Origin of the sequence: Bacillus sp. REN16, assembly GCF_020731355.1 — a bacterium.
Classification (GTDB): Bacteria; Bacillota; Bacilli; order Bacillales; family Bacillaceae_L; genus Ferdinandcohnia.
Genome location: NZ_JAJFZK010000032.1, coordinates 1 through 21,738 on the forward strand (window position 1 = coordinate 1; position 21,738 = coordinate 21,738).

The 21,738-nt window shown below is 37.7% G+C and carries 19 protein-coding genes and 1 other annotated feature; of the genes, 2 read left to right on the plus strand and 17 right to left on the minus strand.

The features are described 5' to 3' along the window. Positions 1-134 precede the first annotated feature (134 nt). The 17 genes from LKW28_RS21740 to LKW28_RS21820 all read right to left on the minus strand — a co-directional run bounded on the left by LKW28_RS21740 (position 135) and on the right by LKW28_RS21820 (position 18,912). Positions 135-2,534 (minus strand): TIM-barrel domain-containing protein, encoded by a 2,400-nt coding sequence (locus tag LKW28_RS21740; RefSeq protein ID WP_229142517.1) that lies wholly within the window; start codon positions 2,532-2,534, stop codon positions 135-137. A 113-nt stretch (positions 2,535-2,647) separates the two neighbouring features. Beyond that, positions 2,648-3,943, minus strand: coding sequence for a TRAP transporter large permease (locus tag LKW28_RS21745; RefSeq protein WP_229142518.1), 1,296 nt, complete (start codon positions 3,941-3,943; stop codon positions 2,648-2,650). Positions 3,944-3,974: 31 nt separating this feature from the next. Beyond that, positions 3,975-4,454, minus strand: coding sequence for a TRAP transporter small permease (locus tag LKW28_RS21750; protein WP_229142519.1), 480 nt, complete (start codon positions 4,452-4,454; stop codon positions 3,975-3,977). Positions 4,455-4,542: 88 nt separating this feature from the next. Then, positions 4,543-5,580 carry a TRAP transporter substrate-binding protein gene (locus LKW28_RS21755; protein WP_229142520.1) on the minus strand — a complete coding sequence of 346 codons (1,038 nt, stop codon included), beginning with the start codon at positions 5,578-5,580 and terminating at the stop codon, positions 4,543-4,545. A gap of 552 nt (positions 5,581-6,132) precedes the next feature. After that, positions 6,133-7,158: a Gfo/Idh/MocA family protein gene (locus LKW28_RS21760; RefSeq protein WP_229142521.1), complete on the minus strand. Its 1,026-nt coding sequence runs from the start codon at positions 7,156-7,158 to the stop codon at positions 6,133-6,135. Between the two features lie 85 nt (positions 7,159-7,243). Beyond that, on the minus strand, positions 7,244-7,408 hold the full coding sequence (locus tag LKW28_RS21765) for a hypothetical protein (protein ID WP_229142522.1): 165 nt from the start codon (positions 7,406-7,408) through the stop codon (positions 7,244-7,246). A gap of 25 nt (positions 7,409-7,433) precedes the next feature. Further along, positions 7,434-8,591 carry a Ger(x)C family spore germination protein gene (locus tag LKW28_RS21770; RefSeq protein ID WP_229142523.1) on the minus strand — a complete coding sequence of 386 codons (1,158 nt, stop codon included), beginning with the start codon at positions 8,589-8,591 and terminating at the stop codon, positions 7,434-7,436. Positions 8,592-8,621: 30 nt separating this feature from the next. Next, a complete protein-coding gene (locus tag LKW28_RS21775) occupies positions 8,622-10,166 on the minus strand; it encodes a spore germination protein (protein ID WP_229142524.1) in 1,545 nt (514 codons plus the stop codon). Positions 10,167-10,197: 31 nt separating this feature from the next. Then, positions 10,198-11,295 (minus strand): GerAB/ArcD/ProY family transporter, encoded by a 1,098-nt coding sequence (locus tag LKW28_RS21780; RefSeq protein WP_229142525.1) that lies wholly within the window; start codon positions 11,293-11,295, stop codon positions 10,198-10,200. Between the two features lie 75 nt (positions 11,296-11,370). After that, positions 11,371-12,474, minus strand: a complete 1,104-nt coding sequence (locus LKW28_RS21785; protein WP_229142526.1) for a GerAB/ArcD/ProY family transporter — start codon at positions 12,472-12,474, stop codon at positions 11,371-11,373. A 206-nt stretch (positions 12,475-12,680) separates the two neighbouring features. Next, the gene (locus tag LKW28_RS21790) at positions 12,681-13,871 is read right to left on the minus strand and encodes a DEAD/DEAH box helicase (RefSeq protein ID WP_229142527.1); all 1,191 of its coding nucleotides are present in this window, start codon (positions 13,869-13,871) and stop codon (positions 12,681-12,683) included. A gap of 136 nt (positions 13,872-14,007) precedes the next feature. Continuing rightward, the gene (locus LKW28_RS21795) at positions 14,008-14,733 is read right to left on the minus strand and encodes a polymer-forming cytoskeletal protein (RefSeq protein WP_229142528.1); all 726 of its coding nucleotides are present in this window, start codon (positions 14,731-14,733) and stop codon (positions 14,008-14,010) included. A 15-nt stretch (positions 14,734-14,748) separates the two neighbouring features. After that, positions 14,749-15,375: a YhbD family protein gene (locus LKW28_RS21800; RefSeq protein WP_229142529.1), complete on the minus strand. Its 627-nt coding sequence runs from the start codon at positions 15,373-15,375 to the stop codon at positions 14,749-14,751. A gap of 188 nt (positions 15,376-15,563) precedes the next feature. Then, the gene (kduD, locus tag LKW28_RS21805) at positions 15,564-16,346 is read right to left on the minus strand and encodes a 2-dehydro-3-deoxy-D-gluconate 5-dehydrogenase KduD (RefSeq protein ID WP_229142530.1); all 783 of its coding nucleotides are present in this window, start codon (positions 16,344-16,346) and stop codon (positions 15,564-15,566) included. 21 nt (positions 16,347-16,367) lie between these two features. Then, positions 16,368-17,198 carry a 5-dehydro-4-deoxy-D-glucuronate isomerase gene (kduI, locus tag LKW28_RS21810; protein ID WP_229142535.1) on the minus strand — a complete coding sequence of 277 codons (831 nt, stop codon included), beginning with the start codon at positions 17,196-17,198 and terminating at the stop codon, positions 16,368-16,370. A 52-nt stretch (positions 17,199-17,250) separates the two neighbouring features. Then, positions 17,251-18,264, minus strand: coding sequence for a sugar kinase (locus LKW28_RS21815; RefSeq protein WP_229142531.1), 1,014 nt, complete (start codon positions 18,262-18,264; stop codon positions 17,251-17,253). Between the two features lie 3 nt (positions 18,265-18,267). Beyond that, positions 18,268-18,912 (minus strand): bifunctional 4-hydroxy-2-oxoglutarate aldolase/2-dehydro-3-deoxy-phosphogluconate aldolase, encoded by a 645-nt coding sequence (locus tag LKW28_RS21820; RefSeq protein ID WP_229142532.1) that lies wholly within the window; start codon positions 18,910-18,912, stop codon positions 18,268-18,270. Positions 18,913-19,059: 147 nt separating this feature from the next. Here LKW28_RS21820 and LKW28_RS21825 point away from each other — a divergent pair, with 147 nt between their 5' ends. After that, a complete protein-coding gene (locus tag LKW28_RS21825; RefSeq protein ID WP_229142533.1) occupies positions 19,060-19,821 on the plus strand; it encodes an IclR family transcriptional regulator in 762 nt (253 codons plus the stop codon). Between the two features lie 168 nt (positions 19,822-19,989). Next, positions 19,990-20,229, plus strand: a binding site (T-box leader). An 84-nt stretch (positions 20,230-20,313) separates the two neighbouring features. Then, positions 20,314-21,645, plus strand: coding sequence for a branched-chain amino acid transport system II carrier protein (brnQ, locus tag LKW28_RS21830; RefSeq protein WP_229142534.1), 1,332 nt, complete (start codon positions 20,314-20,316; stop codon positions 21,643-21,645). The last annotated feature ends 93 nt before the right edge of the window (positions 21,646-21,738 follow it).

The following is a 21,738-nucleotide window of genomic DNA, read 5'->3' on the forward strand; positions in this document are numbered from 1 at the left end:
AAGGAAACTACGGTAAGTGTGTTTGAGTTACCCTAAAACTTGAAAAAAGTATTTGACATTGTACGCTAAACAACAAAAAAATCACCGAGAATGGAGTTTCCTTCTCGGTGAAAGTTTTCTAAAAATCGAATAACTTATAACTTTACTTCATAACCCATTTTTCCTTTTTCCAATTTCTGACCATTTACATACAATGTACGTTCCTCGTTTTCTAGTAAATAGAAACGAATTGTTTCATATGGAAGCTTGTATGTTCCTTCAATCTCAAACTTAACATTGATTGCATTTGCATTAGCATCCATTTGTAACTTAACCATAGCATGATTTTCTTGATAATTTGTTGAAATCCCATCATCTTCAAAAAGTTCATAAGTAGCAGATCCTGTTTGTTGATGCGGGAATAACAAGAAACCACGTTCATCCTTATCCTTAGTTGCAAAAGAGACATCAGCATCGTTAATTGGAATGATACTTCCTCCTTTAATTAAAAGAGGATTATATTCTAGCGGTGCAGGGACCGTTACTGTTTGACCACCTTCATACCATTCGGAAGTATGGAAATCATACCATCCCCCATTATATTTTGGTAAGTAAACAGATCTTTCCCTTTGACCCTCTTCAACGACAGAAGCAACCAGCATTGATTCCCCTAGCATGAAATCATCATTTTCTTCAAATGTTTTAGTATCATTTTCAAACTGATAGAATGTTGGGCGTATGATTGGCTCATAGCTTTCACTAGCATTGTATAATGCTGTATATAAATATGGTGTAATGCGATGACGTAACTTAATTAAATTCCGAATTAGATCAGTTGTCTCTTCATACATCCAAGGAACATTTACAGATTTGTCGTCATTCCACGAATGGATTGTAAAACGGGGGTGGAAGATCCCATTTTGTACCCATCGTATAAGTAATTCTGGTTCAGGAGCTGGTCCTGAAAAGCCACCGATATCATGGCCAATATTATAAATCCCTGAAAGACTTAGTCCAACACCCATCTTAATATTGTATTTTAATGTCTTCCAGCTTGTATAGTTGTCACCAGACCAAGTTTGAACATAGCGTTGCATTCCGGGACTGCCTGATCTTGAGATTAAATAAGGTCTATTCTCTGGATCAAATTCCTTTTGCGCCTCAAAGGAGGCTTTCATCATCAATAATGGCATTAATGAACGTAATGCTTCAAAATTGATTTTCTCACCAAAACCGCTTACTGTCGCATCTTTTGACCATACTTCAAATTCGTTATTATCATTCCAGGTAGAATCAATACCATATTCTAAAAGTTGCTCCGTAACCTTCTGCTTCCACCATTGAAATGAATTTTCGTTCGTAAAATCGACATAAGCACCAATGTCATCCCAAAATTGGGCCATTTCTGTTTTTCCAGAACCATCCATAATGAACATGTCTTTTTCTTTCAACTCATTAAATAATGGATGATCTTTAAGTAAAGCTGGTTTAATATTGGCACAAAGTTTTACGCCTTTTTCATGATACTCATTTGTGAACCCTTTTATATCTGGAAATTTATCTGTATTCCAGTTAAATACATAACGTTTATCATCGATGGATGTATATCCAGAGGATAATTGGAATGAATCACAGATGATATCATTTTCTTCACATTTCTCAAGAAAATCTCTCAATTGATTTTGTGCATCAGGTGCATCTGTGTAGGTCATCGTAGAACCAGAGTATCCTAAGCTCCACTTTGGTGAAAAGATTGTTTTTCCTGTTAGCCAAGAATATTTTTTGACAACATCTTTGACCTCTGGGCCTAAAATAATATAATAATCTAAGTCTCCATCCATAGACTGATAATAGCGATACCAGCCATGATAGTTGTCCATTTCTTGCCCCATGTCAAATATACTTTGAGCCATATTATCGTAGAAAATACCGAATGATATATTTGTTTGTGTATTTCGGGTAATATAGAATGGAATATGTTTATATAATGGATCTGTGTTCTGAGCATCATAGCCCATTGGATCAACACTTAACATCCGGTACCGTTTCCCATAACGATCCGTTTCACCACTCTTTTCACCAAGACCAAAATATTGTTCCTCTTTGGTTCTTTCTAGGTAATGAAAGATTCCTTCCCCTAATGAGCCGTCAAAATTATAGGCTTGTGTATTTCGGTCAGCTGCGATTTTTTGAACATTTCCTTTACTGTCCTTTGCGAACCACGTAACCTTAAACCCATCTAAGATAATCTGAAGTTTTAGCAATTCTGTTTCAATAGTGACGTAGTTACCTTGATTTTCAGTTCTATAATTCGGCAATGAATACGGACTTAGATCAAGCCGATCTCTTCCGTTAAATGGCACATCTTCCATTCCTGGGGCAACAAGCCATGTATTTCTTACCTTTAATTGCTCACTCTTCGTCATCATAATTCGAATCATATCATTTTCCAACACAATTACTTTTGCGGAAACTTCTGAATTATCCAGTTGGAACGTTACTGTATTTTTTTCTTCATTCGTTAATCTAAATAGATAATTTTCTTTTAATGACAATCTAATCACCCCATCAAATTGATAATATGGATACAGCTTTTAGAGGGAGTCCCTAAAAGCTGTTTTCAAGACGCGTACCTATAAAGCAAAGCTCTAATAATAAAGCTTTCTATTTAATATCCAAGCAATCTTGGCAGAACCATACTAATTTCTGGTATATACGTAACGAGGAGCAATACGATAATAATCGCTGCATAGAATGGAAGCAACGGCTTGACAACATCTTCCAAATCTAGCTTTGCAATACTTGCTCCAACAAACAATGCACTTCCAACTGGTGGTGTAATATTACCAATACTTAAGTTCATTACCATCATAATTCCAAAATGGATTGGGTCCATTCCAAAACTCATCACGATTGGTAAGAAAATTGGAGTAAAGATAAGTACAGCTGGTGTAATATCCATAAAGGTTCCTAGGAATAGTAAGAAAATATTGATAACTAATAAGATGATGATTGGACTATCAGAAATTCCCATGATCATATTACTAATTGCGGTAGGAATACCTGTAAATGCCATTACCCATGACATAATAGAAGATGCAGCTACAAGCAGCATAATAACAGCAGTGATTTCAACTGTTTCCATAATAATTCTAGGCATGTCTTTTAACTTAACAGCACGATATGCAATTGCTAAAATAAATGTGTATGCGACTGCCACTGCGGCTGCTTCGGTAGCTGTAAAAACCCCCGCCAAAATCCCGCCAATAACAATAACGATCATCAGTAGACTTGGAATTGCATCTAAAAATGTTTTCAAAGCTACTTTTAAAGAAACTCTTTCTGATACTGGGTATTTTCTTCGTTTTGCAATAACATAAGCAACGACCATACAAGCTAATCCCCATAAAATGCCTGGTATATATCCTGCAATAAACAGTGCTGCAACAGACGTCCCTCCACTAACAAGGGAATAAATGATTAATGTCCCACTAGGAGGAATTATTAATCCTGTAGGTGCAGAGGCAATATTAACTGCAGCCGAAAATTTTGGATCATAGCCTTCTTTCTTTTGAAGTGGCCCCATAACTCCACCAATTGCCGCAGCAGCTGCAACAGATGAACCTGACAGAGATCCAAATAGCATATTACCCAATACGTTCGTATGTGCTAGAGATCCTGGCATTTTCCCTACAAGGACCTTCGCAAAATTGATAAGCCTTTCGGCAATACCACCGTTATTCATCAAGATACCTGATAGGATGAAAAAAGGAACCGCCAAAAGTGTAAAACTGTCAAGTCCTGTGACAATTTTTTGCCCTGCCGTGAAAATGGCCATATCCCAAGGTAATACGGTAAGAATTGCTGCCATTGAGGCAATGACAATACTTACCGAGATAGGTACGCTAATTGCAAGCATAAGTATAAAGACAATAAATAAAACAAGCCCTGCTGTTAATGCCATAGAGTTCACTCCCTACTAACTTCAAAAATTTTTAATTTGTATGCGAAATTTCTTTATGATTCGTGAAATACTCTTTAATCTGGATAATGGAATAGAATAAAAATAATATTCCTGCAACAATTAGACTTAAATATAAATATTGAATTGGCATTCCCAAGGCAGAAGAAACTTGTCCAACAGCATTTTGATAGGCTTTCGTACCTCCAAATAGAAGAATAGCAACGATAAATACTAGTACAAATGCTTCAACAAGTAAATTTAGGAATAATTGAAATTTTTGAGGTACTTTCCGGGCTAGAAAAACAACTGCCAAGTGTTTCTTTTTTCCATAGGCATAAGCTGAACCGACCATAGTCAGCCATACGAGAGAATATCTTAGAAACTCCTCTGAAACTGTACTAGGGGAATTTAAAATAAAACGAGTAAACACTTGCCATAAAGCCACTATGACCATAACGGCCATTAAGGAACAAGTTAAAAATGCTGTAACCCTATCAATCATTTTTCTCATAGGATTTTCACCTTCTTTATTAATTTTATTGGCCTTCTATTCTGAGGAGATAGAATCAGAATTCGAAGGCCAATTTAATCTTTATTTCTTATTTAATGTAATTTTGGAAGTCTTCAAAGTATTTAGCATTTGTCTCACTTTGTGCTTTATACTTTTCATGTAATGGGTTTGCAGCATCAATGAATGCTTGTTTATCAATTGTATAGAATTTTACTCCCATTTCTTCAGATTCCTTAATAGATTTATCTACTGCTTTATTCCAAACTTCTTTGTGACTCTCAGATGAAGCCTTTGCTGCATCCTGGATTGCTTTTTGCTGATCTGCAGAAAGCTTGTCCCACATCTTAGTACTTACGATTAACACATCTGGAACATATTGATGCTCTGTGTATGTGTAAGCTTTTGCAACTTCACCGTGTTTATTATTAGTTAAAGCTGTTTCATTATTTTCTGCTCCGTCAATTACGCCTGATTGAAGAGATGTATAAACCTCACCGAAAGACATTGGAGTTGGTGCTCCACCCATTGCTTCAATCATTGAAATGGATGTTGGGCTTTCTTGAACACGAATTTTCATACCAGCCATGTCAGCAGGAGATGCTACTTCCTTGTCAGCAGTATAAATACTACGTTGACCTGCATCATACCAACCGATTGCAAAGAAACCTTGATCTTTGGTACCTTGGAAAATCTCTTGAACCGCTTCACTATTATCCATTACATTATGATAATGCTCCTTACTTTGGAATACATATGGAAGTGAGAAAATGGAATAACTTGAATCAAACGCTTCCAGAGCACCTGCACTTACTTTCGCCATATCAAGTGTCCCTGATTTCACAAGCTCAATAACATCACGTTCTTGACCAAGCTGTCCATTTGGGAAAACATGAATCTTTACATTTCCTTCTGAATTTTCATCTGTTAATTTCGCAAGCTCCAATAAAGAAGTATTTACTGGATGATCTTCAGGCTGGTTATGTGCTAATCGTAAAGTTACTGCTTTTGCACTACCTGTTTCTGTATCAGTATTTCCACTATTTTTATCTGTGTTCCCACATGCAGCCAATAAAGATAGAGATAAAAGGCCTGTTGCTGCTATAGAAAATATTTTTTTCATTTTCATAGTTTCTTCCTCCTAAAATTCGTATTATAATTTTCTAATTACTGTAATCCTTTTCATTAAGGATTAAATTTCCTTTAGGGAAACGTAGTTTAATAGAGTGAAATAATCTCTTACCTGCATACCCTTTTTTGCAAACACTTTCATTAAAACGCTTTAAAAATTAACAACGTTGTTATTACGTACTCATATTACATGATTCATTTTTACAATTCAAGCATAAATTTAAAAATAATTTACCAAAATAATTTTAAATTCACGATGGTTATTCTTGAAAAACTAAAGTTCGATGGCGCAAAAACCGTGTCATCACAGTGTTTATTTAATATTTTTGTCTATATTAAATAAACTTAAAGCATCACATTTTTCTAATGTCGAAAATTGTGAAAGAATGAGGAATTTTGTAAATTAAACAGACCTTTAAAATCCATCCGGATATAATAACAACGTTTTACATTTTTCTGACTTTTTATTTAATTTTTCAAAAAAAATAGTAGTACAAACCAAGGTAGTGATTTGTACTACTTATATTAATATGTTCAAAAGTTTTTTTATTTATAGTTTTACCGGTCTTCCTTCTTTTGCAGATTGGTAAATGGCTAAAATTAATTCAAGTGATTTTTTCGCTTCTTCACCCGTCACAAGCGGTTTCCGATTTTCGATAATCGCTTGAACGATGTCTGTGTATTGTCTCACAAAGGAATGATTTGATGCTACGATATTCGATGAGACATTTTTTTCAACAATGTTTTGTTTGTTTTCATATTCCAAACCACTCTTAAACTTCCATTCTTTCACATGGTCGTTTTCAATGATCACACTTCCATTCGAACCGAATATATCAAGTGTGGTTGAAAATCCTGGATAAGCAGTTGTGTTCCCTTCAATTAAACCAAGTGCACCTGATTTAAATTTGACCGTTGCAACAGCGATATCCTCCACTTCAATGCGTTCATGCGCACGGGTTGCTGTATAGGCATATACCTCGTCAACTGGACCCATTACGTATAAAAGAAGATCGATATAATGAACCGACTGGTTGATCAATGCACCCCCACCGTCCAATTCCCATGTACCGCGCCATGCACCGCTATCATAATATTCCTGTGCGCGATAGATGGTTGTGCGTGCAGCTCCGAAATTTAATTGTCCAAACTCGCCTTCCTTCAAGACTTTTTTAACATCCTGAACGGCTTCATCGAAACGATGCTGGAAAATACAACTCAAGATGACATTGTTATTTTTACATGCTTCAATAAGCTTATTTGTTTTTTCGATGGTAATATCAATTGGTTTTTCAACAACTACATGCTTACCCGCTTTCGCAGCGGCAATTCCTAGCTCAGCATGTGTACCGCTTGGTGTAACAATAGCCACCATATCAATTCCAGCATTCGTTAAAAAATCCCGGTAATCTGTGTAAGCCTTAAGATTGTATGTATCTGCCATTTTTTGAACCGTTTCCTTGTTGCGGGAGTAGATGGCAACAAGCTCAGCATTTGACACTTCATTGATGCTTTTAATATGGGTATTTGAAATGCTTCCTGAGCCGACAACCCCGATTTTTATCTTTTTTGACACGACAATTCCCCCTAAACTATTCTCGTGAAACCCCTATCATATTCCAATTATAGAGGAAAGTCTCGATTACATAAACCAAGATTTATTAAATGAATGATTTGAAAACTAACAAGATACTTAATGCGAATCCAATCAGGATTAGAATTGAAAAAATGACTAATTCTCTTCGTTCTTTCTTCTTCACTAAATTTCTCGCTTCCCAGAAGAAAATGGCAGCAAATATAAGAATCAATATAAATATTTTTGACATAACAAATTCCTATCTTTTTATTTTGTCACTTAATTAACCCAATTCGTCTAATGAAAACTTCCGGTTGAATCGTAACCTCAACATGTGAAAATTCCTGATCCCACTTCTGTTTATAGATCGTATTCCATTCTTTGGGATATTTTTTATAAATAGCATGACCAAATCCAAATATATCCGCCTGGAAATCCTTTTGAGCAAGATCGATGACTGCTTGTATTCTTTCCTTAATATCAGCTTCAACATTTTTTTGAAGATCCTCGATTACTTTTGTATCATCTAAATTTAACTTCGAGTCATTTTCCATGACATTCATATCTGAGGTTACTTGAACATTTATTGTTACCATATTGTTTTCGATATTTGGGGTGATTTTTACTTCTGCCTTTGTAATATCGATGCTAACATTCCCGCCTCCATCTTCCTCGGGAACTTCAACCGTAACAACGCCATGTTCTATTTCATTTCGAAGCCACAAAACTCCCCGTGTATTTGCCTTATCAATCCAACCCACAAGTTTATCGCTTTTAAATACAGCGGTTCCATTGATTTCTTGTCCCTTTTCTTGCGCATTTTTTTCCTTCACTTCCAATGGTGCAAGCGCGAATTCAGGTGCTAATGGTTCCATTCCATCTGTAAGGAGCATCGTTAAAAAATCACTTACATAAACAGATAATCCAACACTTAACTTGACAAGTTCTTTCGTCTCTTCCGCCGAAACACTTTCTAATCTCGGCAACGTTTTTAATATCTCGCTAGCCTCCCCTTTTGTAAACATGATAAAACTATTTATCCGCGGTTCATGGTACCTTGAGTGAAAATCAATAATATTCTTAACACCCTTTCTAGCTAGATTCTCTCCGATTAATAAAACCCTGCTTTGTGAAAAAAAGATACGTCTTGAAATCTTCATTTGCAGATTTCGGTAGGCTTCAGAAACTGTATTCCCTGTCTCTGAAATGAGAAATGTACTATCTTTATCATTTCCCTGTCCCCCGCCTCCTCCAGCTGGTCCTAATTTTGAAGGAATCGCGACTTGCAGTGATAAACGAAGCTTGCCATCCTTCATAAGGTCTAATCCAACTGCAGTAACAATGGCAATATCGTTCACCTCTACTCGGTCCCAACAGCCTGTTAACAAATGAATTGAAAATACCGCAATTAGCAGCATTCTCATTTTTTTCATCAGAGCCTCCCCTGCCTTTCGTTTCCACAATTAGTATTTTCGCTTGCGAACGCCTAACCTCCTTATATTCCTTTTTCCAGTCTGTTCTGGACGTTGATTCATCATCCACCAAGGAACTCGGATCAATATATCTTTCATATTATTTAAATTAAATGGAGAAACCGGTGACAAATAGGGAACTCCGAAGGAACGAAGCTTTACGAGATGAACCAATATGAAAAAGACTCCCAATAAAATGCCATAAAACCCCAACGTTGCGGCTAGAAAAATCATAAAAAAACGAAGAAGCCGAATAGCTCCCGTCAAGGGATAATTCGGAAACATAAAGGAGGCAATTCCAGTTGTTGCAACGACAATTACTAAAGGAGCAGAAACAATCCCTGCCTCAACTGCTGCTTGCCCAATAACCAAGGCACCTACAATACTTACTGTTGAACCGATTGGTCTTGGTAATCTTAATCCAGCCTCACGTAATGCTTCAAAGGTTATCTCCATTAACAAGGCTTCAACAACTGCCGGAAATGGTACCTTTTCCCTTGAAGCAGCGACACTAAACAAAAGGTTTGTTGGTAATAATTCCTGATGAAAGGTTGTCACGGCAATATAAATAGCCGGAAACATCAAAGCGATCATTAAGAATAAATAGCGAATTAATCGGACAAAGGATGCCATGACAAATCTTCCATAATAATCTTCTGGAGAATTCATCGTTTGGAAACAGGTAACCGGAACAATGAGTGCAAATGGGGAATTATCGACCATAATCCCGACCCTGCCCTCTAACAAATTACCAACCACTCGATCAGGCCGTTCCGTTTGCAAGACCTGTGGAAACACGGAGGCAGGATTATCCTCAATAAACTCAACAATGTAGCCACTGTCCTCAATTGCGTCAATGTCAATTTGCCCTAATCGTGTCCGAACTTCCTCGACGATTGAATGCTGTGCAATATTTTCAAGATAGGTAATGATAACCTCCGTTTTTGAAAGTTTACCGATCTGCATACTTTCTAATTTTAGTTTTGTTGTTTTTAAACGTCTTCGAACCATGCTTACATTCGTTTTGATATTTTCAGTAAATCCTTCTCTTGGGCCCATCACAACAGCTTCTGATAAAGGTTCACTAACTGATCGCTGCTCCCATGACTGTTCACTTATAAAAATAGCCTTGTCTATGCCATTAACAAGTACAACCACACTTCCTATCAAAATTTGATCAATCACTTCTTGAAAGGTGTAACCTTGTTTAACATCAGCAGAGCTTAACAAAGCTAAAATTTGCTCAATTGTTAGCTTAGATCCCAGATTGTTCAGTTTGTCATCCTTCATCAAAGGATGAATTACATGTAATTCTATTTTTTCTAAATCAACAAGCCCGTCTAAATAGATAATCATCGCATGATAGATATTATTAATCTCAATTTCCCGGAACGTAAAGTCCATAGCACCATCAAAGAGCTTCTTAATTGTTGTACCGTTCACTTGAAGGTTTTCCGATAAAACATGATCATGACTTTCTTTATTTATATTTTGTTTACTCGCAAAGTCTTTTTTGTTCTTCCAAGAAACCTTCATATTTCACACCCTTCCATTGGCTATGAACCGTCTATTTCATCTCTCTTTTTTTTCGAATAAAAGCAATGCATAATAAAAGGATAGGTAAAATGATTTGCAATACAGTGTGAACATATGGAATATAGAGCTTAAAGCCTAGTTGGATATGTTCAACATAACTACTTGCACTTATGAGGGATAATGGAGTGATGATCGTTGCAAGAGCAATCATTACTGATCGAGTCTGCCTTAAATTAAACAGCTGCGATATCCCAATCATCGCTCCAAATGTAAATCCTCCGACCTTAAAGAATACTCCAGATACCATCATTAATATAACGAGGGCATCAAATCGCTCCAGGAAATCCGCAACAGAAACCATCTGGACGGCCGCTAGAAAACTAAAAATATCGGTTGCATAAACCTCTGGTCCAACTGCTGAAATGACCATAATTGAATTAATAGTTAATATGATTCCACCTAGAAGTATGGTGAATAGACCTACTTTTCTTATATTCTTTTTATTACTTAAAAATGGAAAAAACATCATCATGACAATCGCTTCACCAAATGGGAAATTGATGGAACTCGGAATTGCTTTTTTCGAAAATGACAGAACACCTTCCCCTAAAATAGGCGTAATATTATTCATATCAAATTGCTCAACCGTGAACAGAAGAATCCAAACAATTACAAGAGCTAGGATGTAGATAGGAAAAATAATTCCCGCCATTCGACCTAAAACCTCTATTCCGCTTCCAAGACAATAAACCATTAATAACATAAAGCTTCCAATTACGACGATAATAGGGGTTTCGGTTAATATGGTAGAAATAATCAAGTCCCCTAACTCTCTACATGCCCTTGCTGCTGAGTATGTAAAATGCAAAATATACAAAATAATGACAGGGTAAGAAAGATATTTCCCAATAATCTTAGGAATCATCTGAACTAATGTATCACCCTGATAATAGACTGATAATTGCGTGTAGATGGCCATAAGAATGAGACCGCCTACTAAACCAACAATGATAAAAAGCCATGCGTCCTGCTTAGTTTCAGCACCTAATCCTAAAATAATCGCTGTACCTAACACATATCCAGTCATTAAATATAAAAGCTGAAGTCCACTTATTTTTTCGTTCTTCATTCATTGATAAACTCCCTACGGGTATGTGACAAATTTTAAGGGTCTTATTGTTACTATTTTCCTACATGAGACATGTTATACACTTCGGCGTGCATACTTATGACGAATGAATGCGATACAAAGAAGGAAAATTGGCAAAATAATTTGCAAAGGAATATGGACATAAAATGTAACTATTTTTAATCCAATTTCGTTATACTGAATTTGATTGTTTCCCGCCAAAAGAGATAAGGGGACAATAATGGTTCCAAGTCCAAGAAATACAGACTTGGATTGCCTCAATTTGAATATTTGCGATATTCCAATAGCAGCCCCGAATGTCCATCCACCTATTTTAAAAAATACACCCGCTACCATTAGTAAAATGATCAATGCATCGAACCGTTCCAGAAAATCAGCAATCGAAACCATGCGGGTAGCCGAAAGTAGTGGATAAAACTGCGTACTATATACTTCAGGACCTAAGACAGATAAAATCATTATTAGATTCATTGTTAGTAATACACCAGATACAATAATAACTGACATCCCAATTTTTCTAATTTGCTGTTTGTTACTAAGAAACGGAAAAAACATGGTGATGATAACTGACTCCCCAAACGGAAAAGTTAAAACAGTTGGAAATAATTCTTTTATAATAGGTTGAAGTCCATTCCCCATAACTGGAGATAGATTACTGATCGTAAATGATTCGACAGTTACCAATAAGATCCACACTAATAAAATCGAAAATATATAAACAGGAAAAATGACTTCTCCCATTCTTCCAAAAACCTCGACTCCTCCACGTAGACAATAAATCATTAACACCATAAAACATGTGATTACAACAATCATCGGAGTCTCATCTAAAATTGTCGATGCAAGCAGTTCACCAAAATCACGACAGGCTTTTGCAGCAAGGTAGGTAAAATATATGATGTAGATGATTATGACCGGGTACGCAAAAAACCTTCCGATAATCTTTGGAATCATTGACACTAAAGTATCATCAGGGTAATAGGCTGATAATTTTGTATAGACATACATTAGAACCAACCCACCGATCATCCCAAATAGTATGACTAACCATGCATCTTGCTTTGCCCCAGCACCTAAATTATAAATTAATGTATTTCCCATCTCAAAACCAACAATCACATAAAAAAGCTGAAGTCCACTTAGTTTTTCCTGTTTCATTCTGGTTCCCCTTATATTCATCACCCGAATTAATCATCAACCTGAGATTTTCAATTCTCATTTTTGTATAAAATTACATAGTATAAGTTTTCCCTGTTTTCGTGGCTGTTATGTAAAACAATTCCCATTGTCTTTTCGTGTTAGAGGGTTTGTACGAATTGACGTCTGAGGACACAAAAAAAGACAACCATGAAATGATTGTCCCTTTACTTTTTGTATTTACTTTTTGGAGTTGTCTTTCTTGAACTTGAGACCGGTTTTTGTTTAACCTGAACATCTACGATTTCACCTTTGTAAAAATCCTTTTGAGTGAATGTGATCCCTAGTTCATGGCCCATCTTTTTGAGGAAGCTTTCCTCACGCGAATTAACAATGGAAATGACAACACCTTTTTTACCCATCCGACCTGTTCGACCTGAGCGGTGAACATATTGCTCTGTTGTTTTCGGAAAATCAAAATGGATCACATAGGTGACATCCTGAATATCAAGTCCTCTTGCTGCTACATCTGTTGTTAGCAGCAACGGAATTTTTCCGGCACGGAAATTTTTCATCGATTGCTGTCGTTCTTGTTTTTTCGCTTCCCCGGCAAGGACCGCAGCATCAATCTGATTATAAGTTAGCTTTGCTTCAATTTCCTCTACCTTATCGAGACTTTTAATAAAAGCAATCGCCTTGTCTGGCTCAGTAAACATAATTTTACGAAGCACATCAATTTTATCGCGCTGCTCACACAGGAAGTAGATGTGTGACGTGTTTTCTTGATTAAGAGTTTGTTGGACCCGAATCGTTTCTGCATTGTTCATTAAGGACTTCGCAATTTTTTCCGTTTGTTCAGAGATTGTGGCTGAGAAAAATAGGATTTGACGATCCCTTAATGTCGATTTGATAATGCTTTGAACATTGGAAAGATGTTCATTCGATACGAGCTGGTCCGCCTCATCGACAATCACAGTTGTAACCTCATGCATCTTCATTTTTTTCAGTTTAATGAGTTCAATAAGACGACCAGTTGTTCCAATCACGATTTGCGGTTTTTCTTTTAGCTTCTCAACCTGTTTTTTAATATTGGCACCGCCGATGAAAGAGCTGCTAACGATGTTTGTGCCTTTCGTCCACTTTTTTACCTCATCGGAAATCTGCATAACGAGTTCCCTAGATGGGGCAAGGATCACAATCTGCACTCCATTCTTTGTTTCATCGAGCTTTTGTATCGCGGGAAGCAGGTAGGAAAGAGTTTTCCCGGATCCAGTCGGGGATTCGCAAATAACGTCTTTCCCCTCTAAAATTGCAGGAATCGCTTTTTCTTGAATACCTGTTGGTGCCTCAAAACCCGACTCTTGCCAGATTTCCTGTATAAAAGGCTTCATTTCTTCTAATTGAGACCATTTTGACATTGTTTTGTACCTTCCTTATAAACACATGTATAGTTAGACTATTGTTTATTCTAACTATCTTTTAGGTAAAGTGCAAAAACAACTTCAATAAAAATGCCCCTCACGGAATGAAGGACATTAACAAAACATTGTTCTATTAGATTTGTTTGGCTTCTTTTACTTTCGCGGATGGATCTTGTGTGAATGTTCCTTTGTACTCTACAATGTCAATTTCACAGTTCGGTCCAATATTGACGTTATTCCCTCTAACTATTTTGGCATTTGTATATTCAATCTCAATTTCATCTGCTTCCATAATTTCAGTTGTCAGGGAGACTGGATAGACAGATTTAAAAAGATTATTGAGGAAACTAAAAATTCCTTTCTTAACCTTAATGGTTCGACCGCCAATTTCTTCCGCACGGCACTCACCAGCAATGGAGATATCGATTACGTCAGCGTTTAGCAATCCACCGATCACAAAACCACCTTCGCCTTTAAATTCCTCAGCCTCACAATCTTCTTCAATCGTGGCTTTACCTCGAATTCTTATTTCTTCCCCTTTTAAGCTGCCTCCGATTTTTCCTTTACCTGAAATTCTCATTTTGTTTACTGTTGCATCGCCATCAATAACACCAGTTCCTTCAATTGCAAATTGGTCAAATTCAATGGATCCTTCAATATTTCCGCTACCACTTATTTTTCCTTCATTTCCTTTAATATTCCCAGTTACCGTGCCAGTGCCATTTATCGTAAAATCATTGCATTCCACGTCACCTTGCACATTCCCTTTTCCATTAATTAATACCTTCTTGAAGCTGCCACCGCCAGAAGAGCCCATTCCGTTAATAATTAAATCACCATGATTCTCCACGTTCACCATACTATTGCCTCCAATTTAGATTAATTTTGTTCGCAGTTCTTCAATTTCTTCCGCAAAAGCGATCTTAATGATTAGCTTTGTTCCTTGCTCGATTACCAAATCAGCTGTACTTTGCACGATAAAACAGGTTGAAATCCCGAGTTTACGGGCAATCACCAGTTCACCGTAGCTTTGTTTTTCTTTTGAAAAATAAGCGTTTGAAACTTGAATCACCATTTTTGCTTCCTCAAGACTGATATCCCCTGATTGCAAAAGCTTTTCAACAATATAAACCGTTAAAATTCCTTCAAAATGAAATTGTTCGGGGATTTCGCTCATCTGTTCCAGGTAGAGATTCATCGTCGTTTCAGAAGCAAGACCTCGTTTCACCAGATCCATTTTTGTAAGGTTCAATTCACCAACACTCGGTGAGAACATTTCTGCCATTTCATCAAGTGACAGGTTTTCCTTCATTTTTTGAATCCGATCAATTCTTTCCAAAATCCTTTCCTTAGGAAAGAAGGTCTCCTGCCCAGTAAAAGTAGATTTTCGAATAAACCACTCCTCAGGAATCAAGTCTTTGCGCTTCCATCGATAGAGCTGCCCATAAGAAATGCCTGTAGCTTCAAGTAAATCCTTTTTTGATAATAATTCTTCACTCATTTTGAAACGGCTCCTTTCTCTAAAAAGAATGTAACATAACACTGTTACGTTACGCAAGATTAAAAATTCGACAACTTCCACTAATTCATATTGGATGGTACACGGGACCTGTCCCTCTGTCCCCCGCCGAATCCCTTCAGCCACAAAAAAAGCTGAATCGCATAATTGCGAAACAGCTTCTTGCTACTTTATCGTGCCAACCAGCCGCCATCGACAGCTAATGTGTGGCCATTTACATAATCAGATGCTGGGCTTGCCAGGAATACGACTGCTCCCATTAGGTCAGCAGGAGACGCCCAGCGTGCAGCTGGAATTCGTGATAGAATTTCTGCATTGCGCTTTTCATCCGCACGGATTTGCGTAGTGTTATTTGTTGCAACATATCCAGGTGCGATTGCATTTGTTTGAACTCCGTACTCAGCAAGTTCGTTTGCAAATGACTTTGTAAGTCCATGAACAGCGTGCTTACTTGCTGTATATGGAGGAACAAATTTTCCACCTTGGTAGGATAACATAGATGCAACGTTAATGATTTTTCCGCTTTTTTGCTCTACCATCACTTTTGCAGCCTCTTGGCTTAAAATATAAAGTGAGTTTAGGTTCAGGTCGATCACCGCGTCCCAATCCTCTTCCTTGTATTCAAGAATTGGTGAACGACGGATTGTACCTGCGTTGTTTACTAAAATATCAACTTTTCCATATGCTTTCACACAAGCCGCTACTACTTCTCTCGCATTTTCGCGTTTGGATAAATCCGTTTGGAAAAATTCGACACGACGGCCTTCTTTTTCGATTAATTCTCTTGTTTCATCCCAGCTAGTGCCGTGTGTCGTAATAAATAAGTCAGCACCTGCTTTTGCTAATGCAACCGCAAAGCCTTGGCCGAGTCCCGTAGCTCCACCTGTTACGATTGCAACCTTTCCTGTTAATGAGAAAAAGTCTAATGAGAAATCAGACAATTGTGTTGTCATTTCAATATCCCTCCGGTCCGATTATCGTAGATCTTCCATTGCTACAACATCCATGTCTGTGTATGTGATGTTTTCTCCACACATACCCCAAATGAATGTATAGTTGCTTGTTGCAGTACCTGTATGAACGGACCAGCTTGGTGAAATTGCACACTGTTCATTTTTCATAACAAGGTGTCTTGTTTCATCTGGTTGACCCATGAAATGGAATACACGAGTTTCCGGCTCCATATCAAAGTATAAGTAAACTTCCATTCTGCGCTCATGTGTATGACATGGCATTGTGTTCCAAACACTTCCTGGAGAAAGCATGGTTAGACCCATTTGCAGCTGGCAGCTTTCACAAACATTTGGATGTACATATTGATAGATTTTACGCTCGTTAAGTGTACCAGGTTCTCCAGCTTCTAAAGGTGTAATTTCATTAATATCAATTTTTACAGTTGGATACTTGTGGTGTGCTGGCGCAGAATTGATATAATATTTCGCAGGATTGTTTGGATCCTTTGAACGGAATAACACTTCCTTCGTTCCTTTACCAACGTATAGTCCATCTTTTTGAGCCATGTTGTACTCTTCCCCATCAAGGATGACCATTCCTTCGCCACCGATGTTGATAATGCCGAGTTCACGACGCTCCAGGAAGTACTCAACACCTAATTCTTTATTAAGAGTAATTGTTAATTCCTTGTCAGCTGGTGTTACTCCACCAAAGATCATACGGTCATTATGTGTATATGTTAATTTTACTTCTCCAGGCTCGAAAATGGTTTCCACCAAAAATTGATTTCTTAACTCATCAGTATTAAATCGTTTAATTTCCTCGGGATGATTTGCATAACGTGTTTCCATTTTTGTTTCCATTTCATAGTCCTCCTAAAAGTAATTTTATATTTGAATATCTTTAGCGGACGATTTTACCAGGGGCACTTTTAGCAAATGCTTGGATATCCTCTTCCGAAAAGATATTGCTATCTCCATGAACAGTATGTTTTAATGCCGAAGCTGCAGTTCCAAAGGTGACAATTTGCTCAGGCTCGTGTCCTTCTAAAATTCCATAAAGAATCCCAGAAGCAAAGGCATCTCCGCCTCCAACACGATCTACGATTTGGTTAATATCGTGCACCCTTGATTGATACAGCTCCCCATTTAAAAATAAATTACCTTGCAATGTATTATGTGAAGCAGAAATCACTTCTCTAAAAGTAGAGTATAAGAATTTGATATTCGGATACATTTCAGTAATCTTCTTATAATAAAAAGAAAGCTTACCAGCATGATCCAGAGTATCATCTGCTTCTTCAATCCCTAACAGGTTAAGCGCATCCAATTCCCCACATGAGCAAATATCTACATATGGTAAAAATGGTTTAATTGCAGCTGAAGCTTCTTCAAGACTCCATAATTTTGCGCGGTAATTAAAATCAAAGCTTGTTGTGACGCCAAGTTCTTTCGCGACCTTTAAGCCTTGTAAAGTTAATTCCTGTAAGCTTTCTGATAAAGCTGGCGTAATCCCTGATACATGAAACAGGTCAGCTCCTTGGAGAATTTCAGCAAAATGAATCTCATCGGCAGAAAGCTGTGCAAAGCTCGAACCTTTTCGGTCATAGGTGACCTGTGCACTTCTTTCGCCGATACCTGTTTCTAGGTAATATGTACCGAGGCGTTCTCCACCTTTTAAAAGATAGTCGGTTTGAATGCCAAATGAATGTAAATGTCGCTCATACGCTTGACCAAGTGGATTGTTAGGTACTTTACCAACAAAATGGACATCATAGCCGAAACCTGAAAGGGATGCTCCCACATTTGCCTCAGCTCCGCCGTAATGCATGTGCAGCTGATCGGTTTGATATAGGCGCTCTCCCAAGTTAGTAGATAAGCGAAGTAAGGGTTCACCAAATGCAACAATCTTCTTCATGATTTACGCCCCTCTTGCTTCTTTAACTTTAGCGACATACTGTGCTGCATATTCTGTAATTTTCGCGTAATCTCCTGTTTTTGCAGGGGCCACTAAATTCCCGCCAACACCAACAGCAACACAGCCATTCTTGATCCATTGATCAATATTATCAAGGCTTACTCCACCTGTCGGCATGATATTCACCTGTGGAAGTGGTGCCTTAACCGCTTTCACAAAGTCTGGTCCAAAGGCATTCCCCGGGAAGAGCTTGATAATGTCGGCTCCTGATTCAAGTGCATGTTTCATTTCTGTAATGGTCATGCATCCTGGCATGTACGGGATTTGATACAAGTTACATAGTTTAGCAGTTTCTGCATCAAAGCATGGGCTTACTACAAACTCTGCTCCTGCTAAAATGGCAATTCGTGCTGTGGTTGCATCAAGAACTGTTCCAGCTCCAATTACAACTTCACTGTTTTTATAGATGGAAGCTAGCTCTTTAATAACCTCGTCAGCACCATCGACTGTAAAGGTCACCTCGATTCCATTGATTCCACCCTCTACACAGCTTTCTGAAATTTTGACTGCTTCTTCTTTTGAGTCCGCTCGGACAACTGCGACTACGCCGCAATCTGCGATTTTTGAGAGTATATTTATTTTTTTCATGGTTTCCTCCAAAATTCTTACTATTTCCTATTTGGAAATCAATTTTATTATATGGAAACTTACAAGATTATTATATATAATAGTGAAAGGGATTTCAACAGATAGATTTATTATTTACGGAATATTTACGAAAAGAGTGTGACTACCTTGGAAGAAAAGAAGCAACCATACGGAACCGTCCTGATAAAGGCAGACAATATCTTAAAATACCTGTCCAACACAGACAAGCCCCAAAGCCTTCAACAAATCGCAAAAGAAACCGAACTAACCAGTTCAACGGCATTAAAAATATTAGATACGCTCCAATTAATTGGATATGTGCAAAAGGACGAGGAAACTAAAAAGTTCCGTTTAGGAAAGGCAATTATCAAATACGCAAACAAAGCATTAAACCAAACCGATATAAAAGATCTCGCCCAGCCTTATCTGGAAAAACTAAGGGAACAAACAACCGAAACCGTCCATATGGGCATCCTGGACCAATCAAGCATTATCTATATAACAAAATTAGAAAGCTTCAATCCGGTGTCCCTGTACTCACGTGTCGGTAAAGCAATCCCGCTCTATTGTTCCGCAATGGGGAAATCAATCCTAGCTGATCAAACCGACGAACAAATTGAAGACTATTTGAACAACCATACTTTAGAAAAGAAAACAGAAAAGACGATTACCACAAAAGAAGGGTTTATGAAGGAAATCAATGAAATCCGCAAAAATGGTTTTTCATTTGACAATGAAGAACACGAGGCCGATATTTTTTGTGTTGGGGCAAGTATTACGGTAAATGGCAAAAACCACGGCGCTTTTAGTGTCAGTGTACCAAAATATCGGATCACCGACGAATTCATTAACCAAATTATCGAAAACGTCCTCACATGCAAAAGAGGAATCGAAAGCGAATTAGGATAATGGGACACGGGACAATTCCTTGTCCCATTTTTTTACAAGAAACTGTCTTTTCACCTCTACTATTACTACTCTCCTAGATACTTTTCATGCGAAAGAAAATTCCAATTATAAAAACTATCAAAAAATTGATTGACGTTCTTTTTTTCGTCTGTTAATATACCAGTATATTAAAAATCGATGACGAGAAAGAGTACGATAGGAATCCTGTTCCCCAGAGAGTCGACATTTGCTGCAAGTCGATGTTCAGAGCCATCCGAAAATCATCTCAGAGATGCAAAGCTGAAATAAGTAAGCTTTGACGGGGAGTCCGCCGTTACAAAGGAACACGTATGATCGTACGTTTGTGAGTGTCGTACCTTTTTGGGGTACGGAATTTGGGTGGTATCGCGAGTTAACCTCGTCCCTTTTTATAGGGGCGGGGTTTTTTATTTTTTGTTGGGACAATGGACCTGTCCTTTGTTCCCAAAATACTATATAAGGAGAGTATATTCCATGAAGAAATTAGATACTTTGTTTATCGGTTTTATGTTATTTTCAATGTTTTTTGGTGCAGGTAATTTAATTTTCCCACCAGTTCTCGGCGCTGGCGCTGGCACAAACTTTTGGTTTGGTATGCTCGGATTTATCGTTACAGGAGTCGGATTACCGGTTCTCGTGATTTTCGCTGTTTCCCTTGTAAAAGGTGGCGCTCAGGCAATGGGTGATCGTGTCCATCCTGTATTCAGCACAACTTTTATGGTGGCTGTCTATCTATGTATCGGACCGTTTCTAGCAATCCCAAGAAATGCAAATGTTGCGTTCGAAATGGGGATTACCCCATTTTTACCTGAATCAGCAAATACAGCTTTAATCTTATTACTTTTCTCAGTTATCTTCTTTGGAATTGTCTATTTTATCAGCTTAAACCCTAGCAAAATGGAACAATATATGGGACGCTTCATTGCTCCAACCTTGGTAGTTGCCATTGTTATTTTAATTGCTGTTGGATTATTTAAACTTGATACACCGTTCCTAAGCCCAACAGAAGGCTATCAAACTGGGGCGTTTTTCACAGGATTCCTAGAAGGCTATAACACGATGGATGCTCTTGCCTCTTTAGCATTCGGAATTGTCATCTTAAACTCGATTCAAAAAAGGGGCATCGAAAATCGTTCACAGTTAACAAGCTACACATTTAAAGCTGGAATGATTGCAGGGGTTCTGCTTTCTGCCATTTATGTTGGCATTGGATTAGTTGGTGCAAAGATGGCGGGTCAAGGTAATTTTGCAGACGGTACAGAAATTTTATCTTCTGCCGCAACTCTATTATTCGGACAAAGTGGAACTTTACTTCTTGGTCTGATTTTTACACTAGCTTGCTTCACAACCGTAGTTGGATTAACAACTGCTTGTGGACAGTATTTTTCAAATCTGCTTCCAAAGGTTAGCTATAAAACAGTCGTACTTCTTGTAACATTAGTCGGATTTACACTTTCAAATCTTGGATTAGCGCAGATTCTAAAAGTTTCCGTTCCATTCTTAGTCATGACCTATCCGCTTCTAATTGTGTTAGTCGTCTTAACGTTCTTTAGCCGTTATTTTAAAAATGTTAGAGTTGTGTATGGTGGTGCTATGTTGTTTACAGGGGTATTTGCACTTATCAGCGGATTAAATGCATTTGGCATTGACCTTGGACCTATCCAAGGCGTAAAAAATATGCTTCCACTTGCATCTGCTGGATTAGAATGGATTGTACCTGCTCTTGTTGGAACAGCAATCGGGCTTGTGATGAGCCAATTCAGTAAAAACACAGAAATTGTTGAAACTGACATAAAAGCATCGTAAAAAAGAAAGGATAGATACCGAGTGGTACTGGACTAACCTAAAATAGTGAGACAATATAAAACACCTCCAAAATGGCAATACTTGAGATAAGTA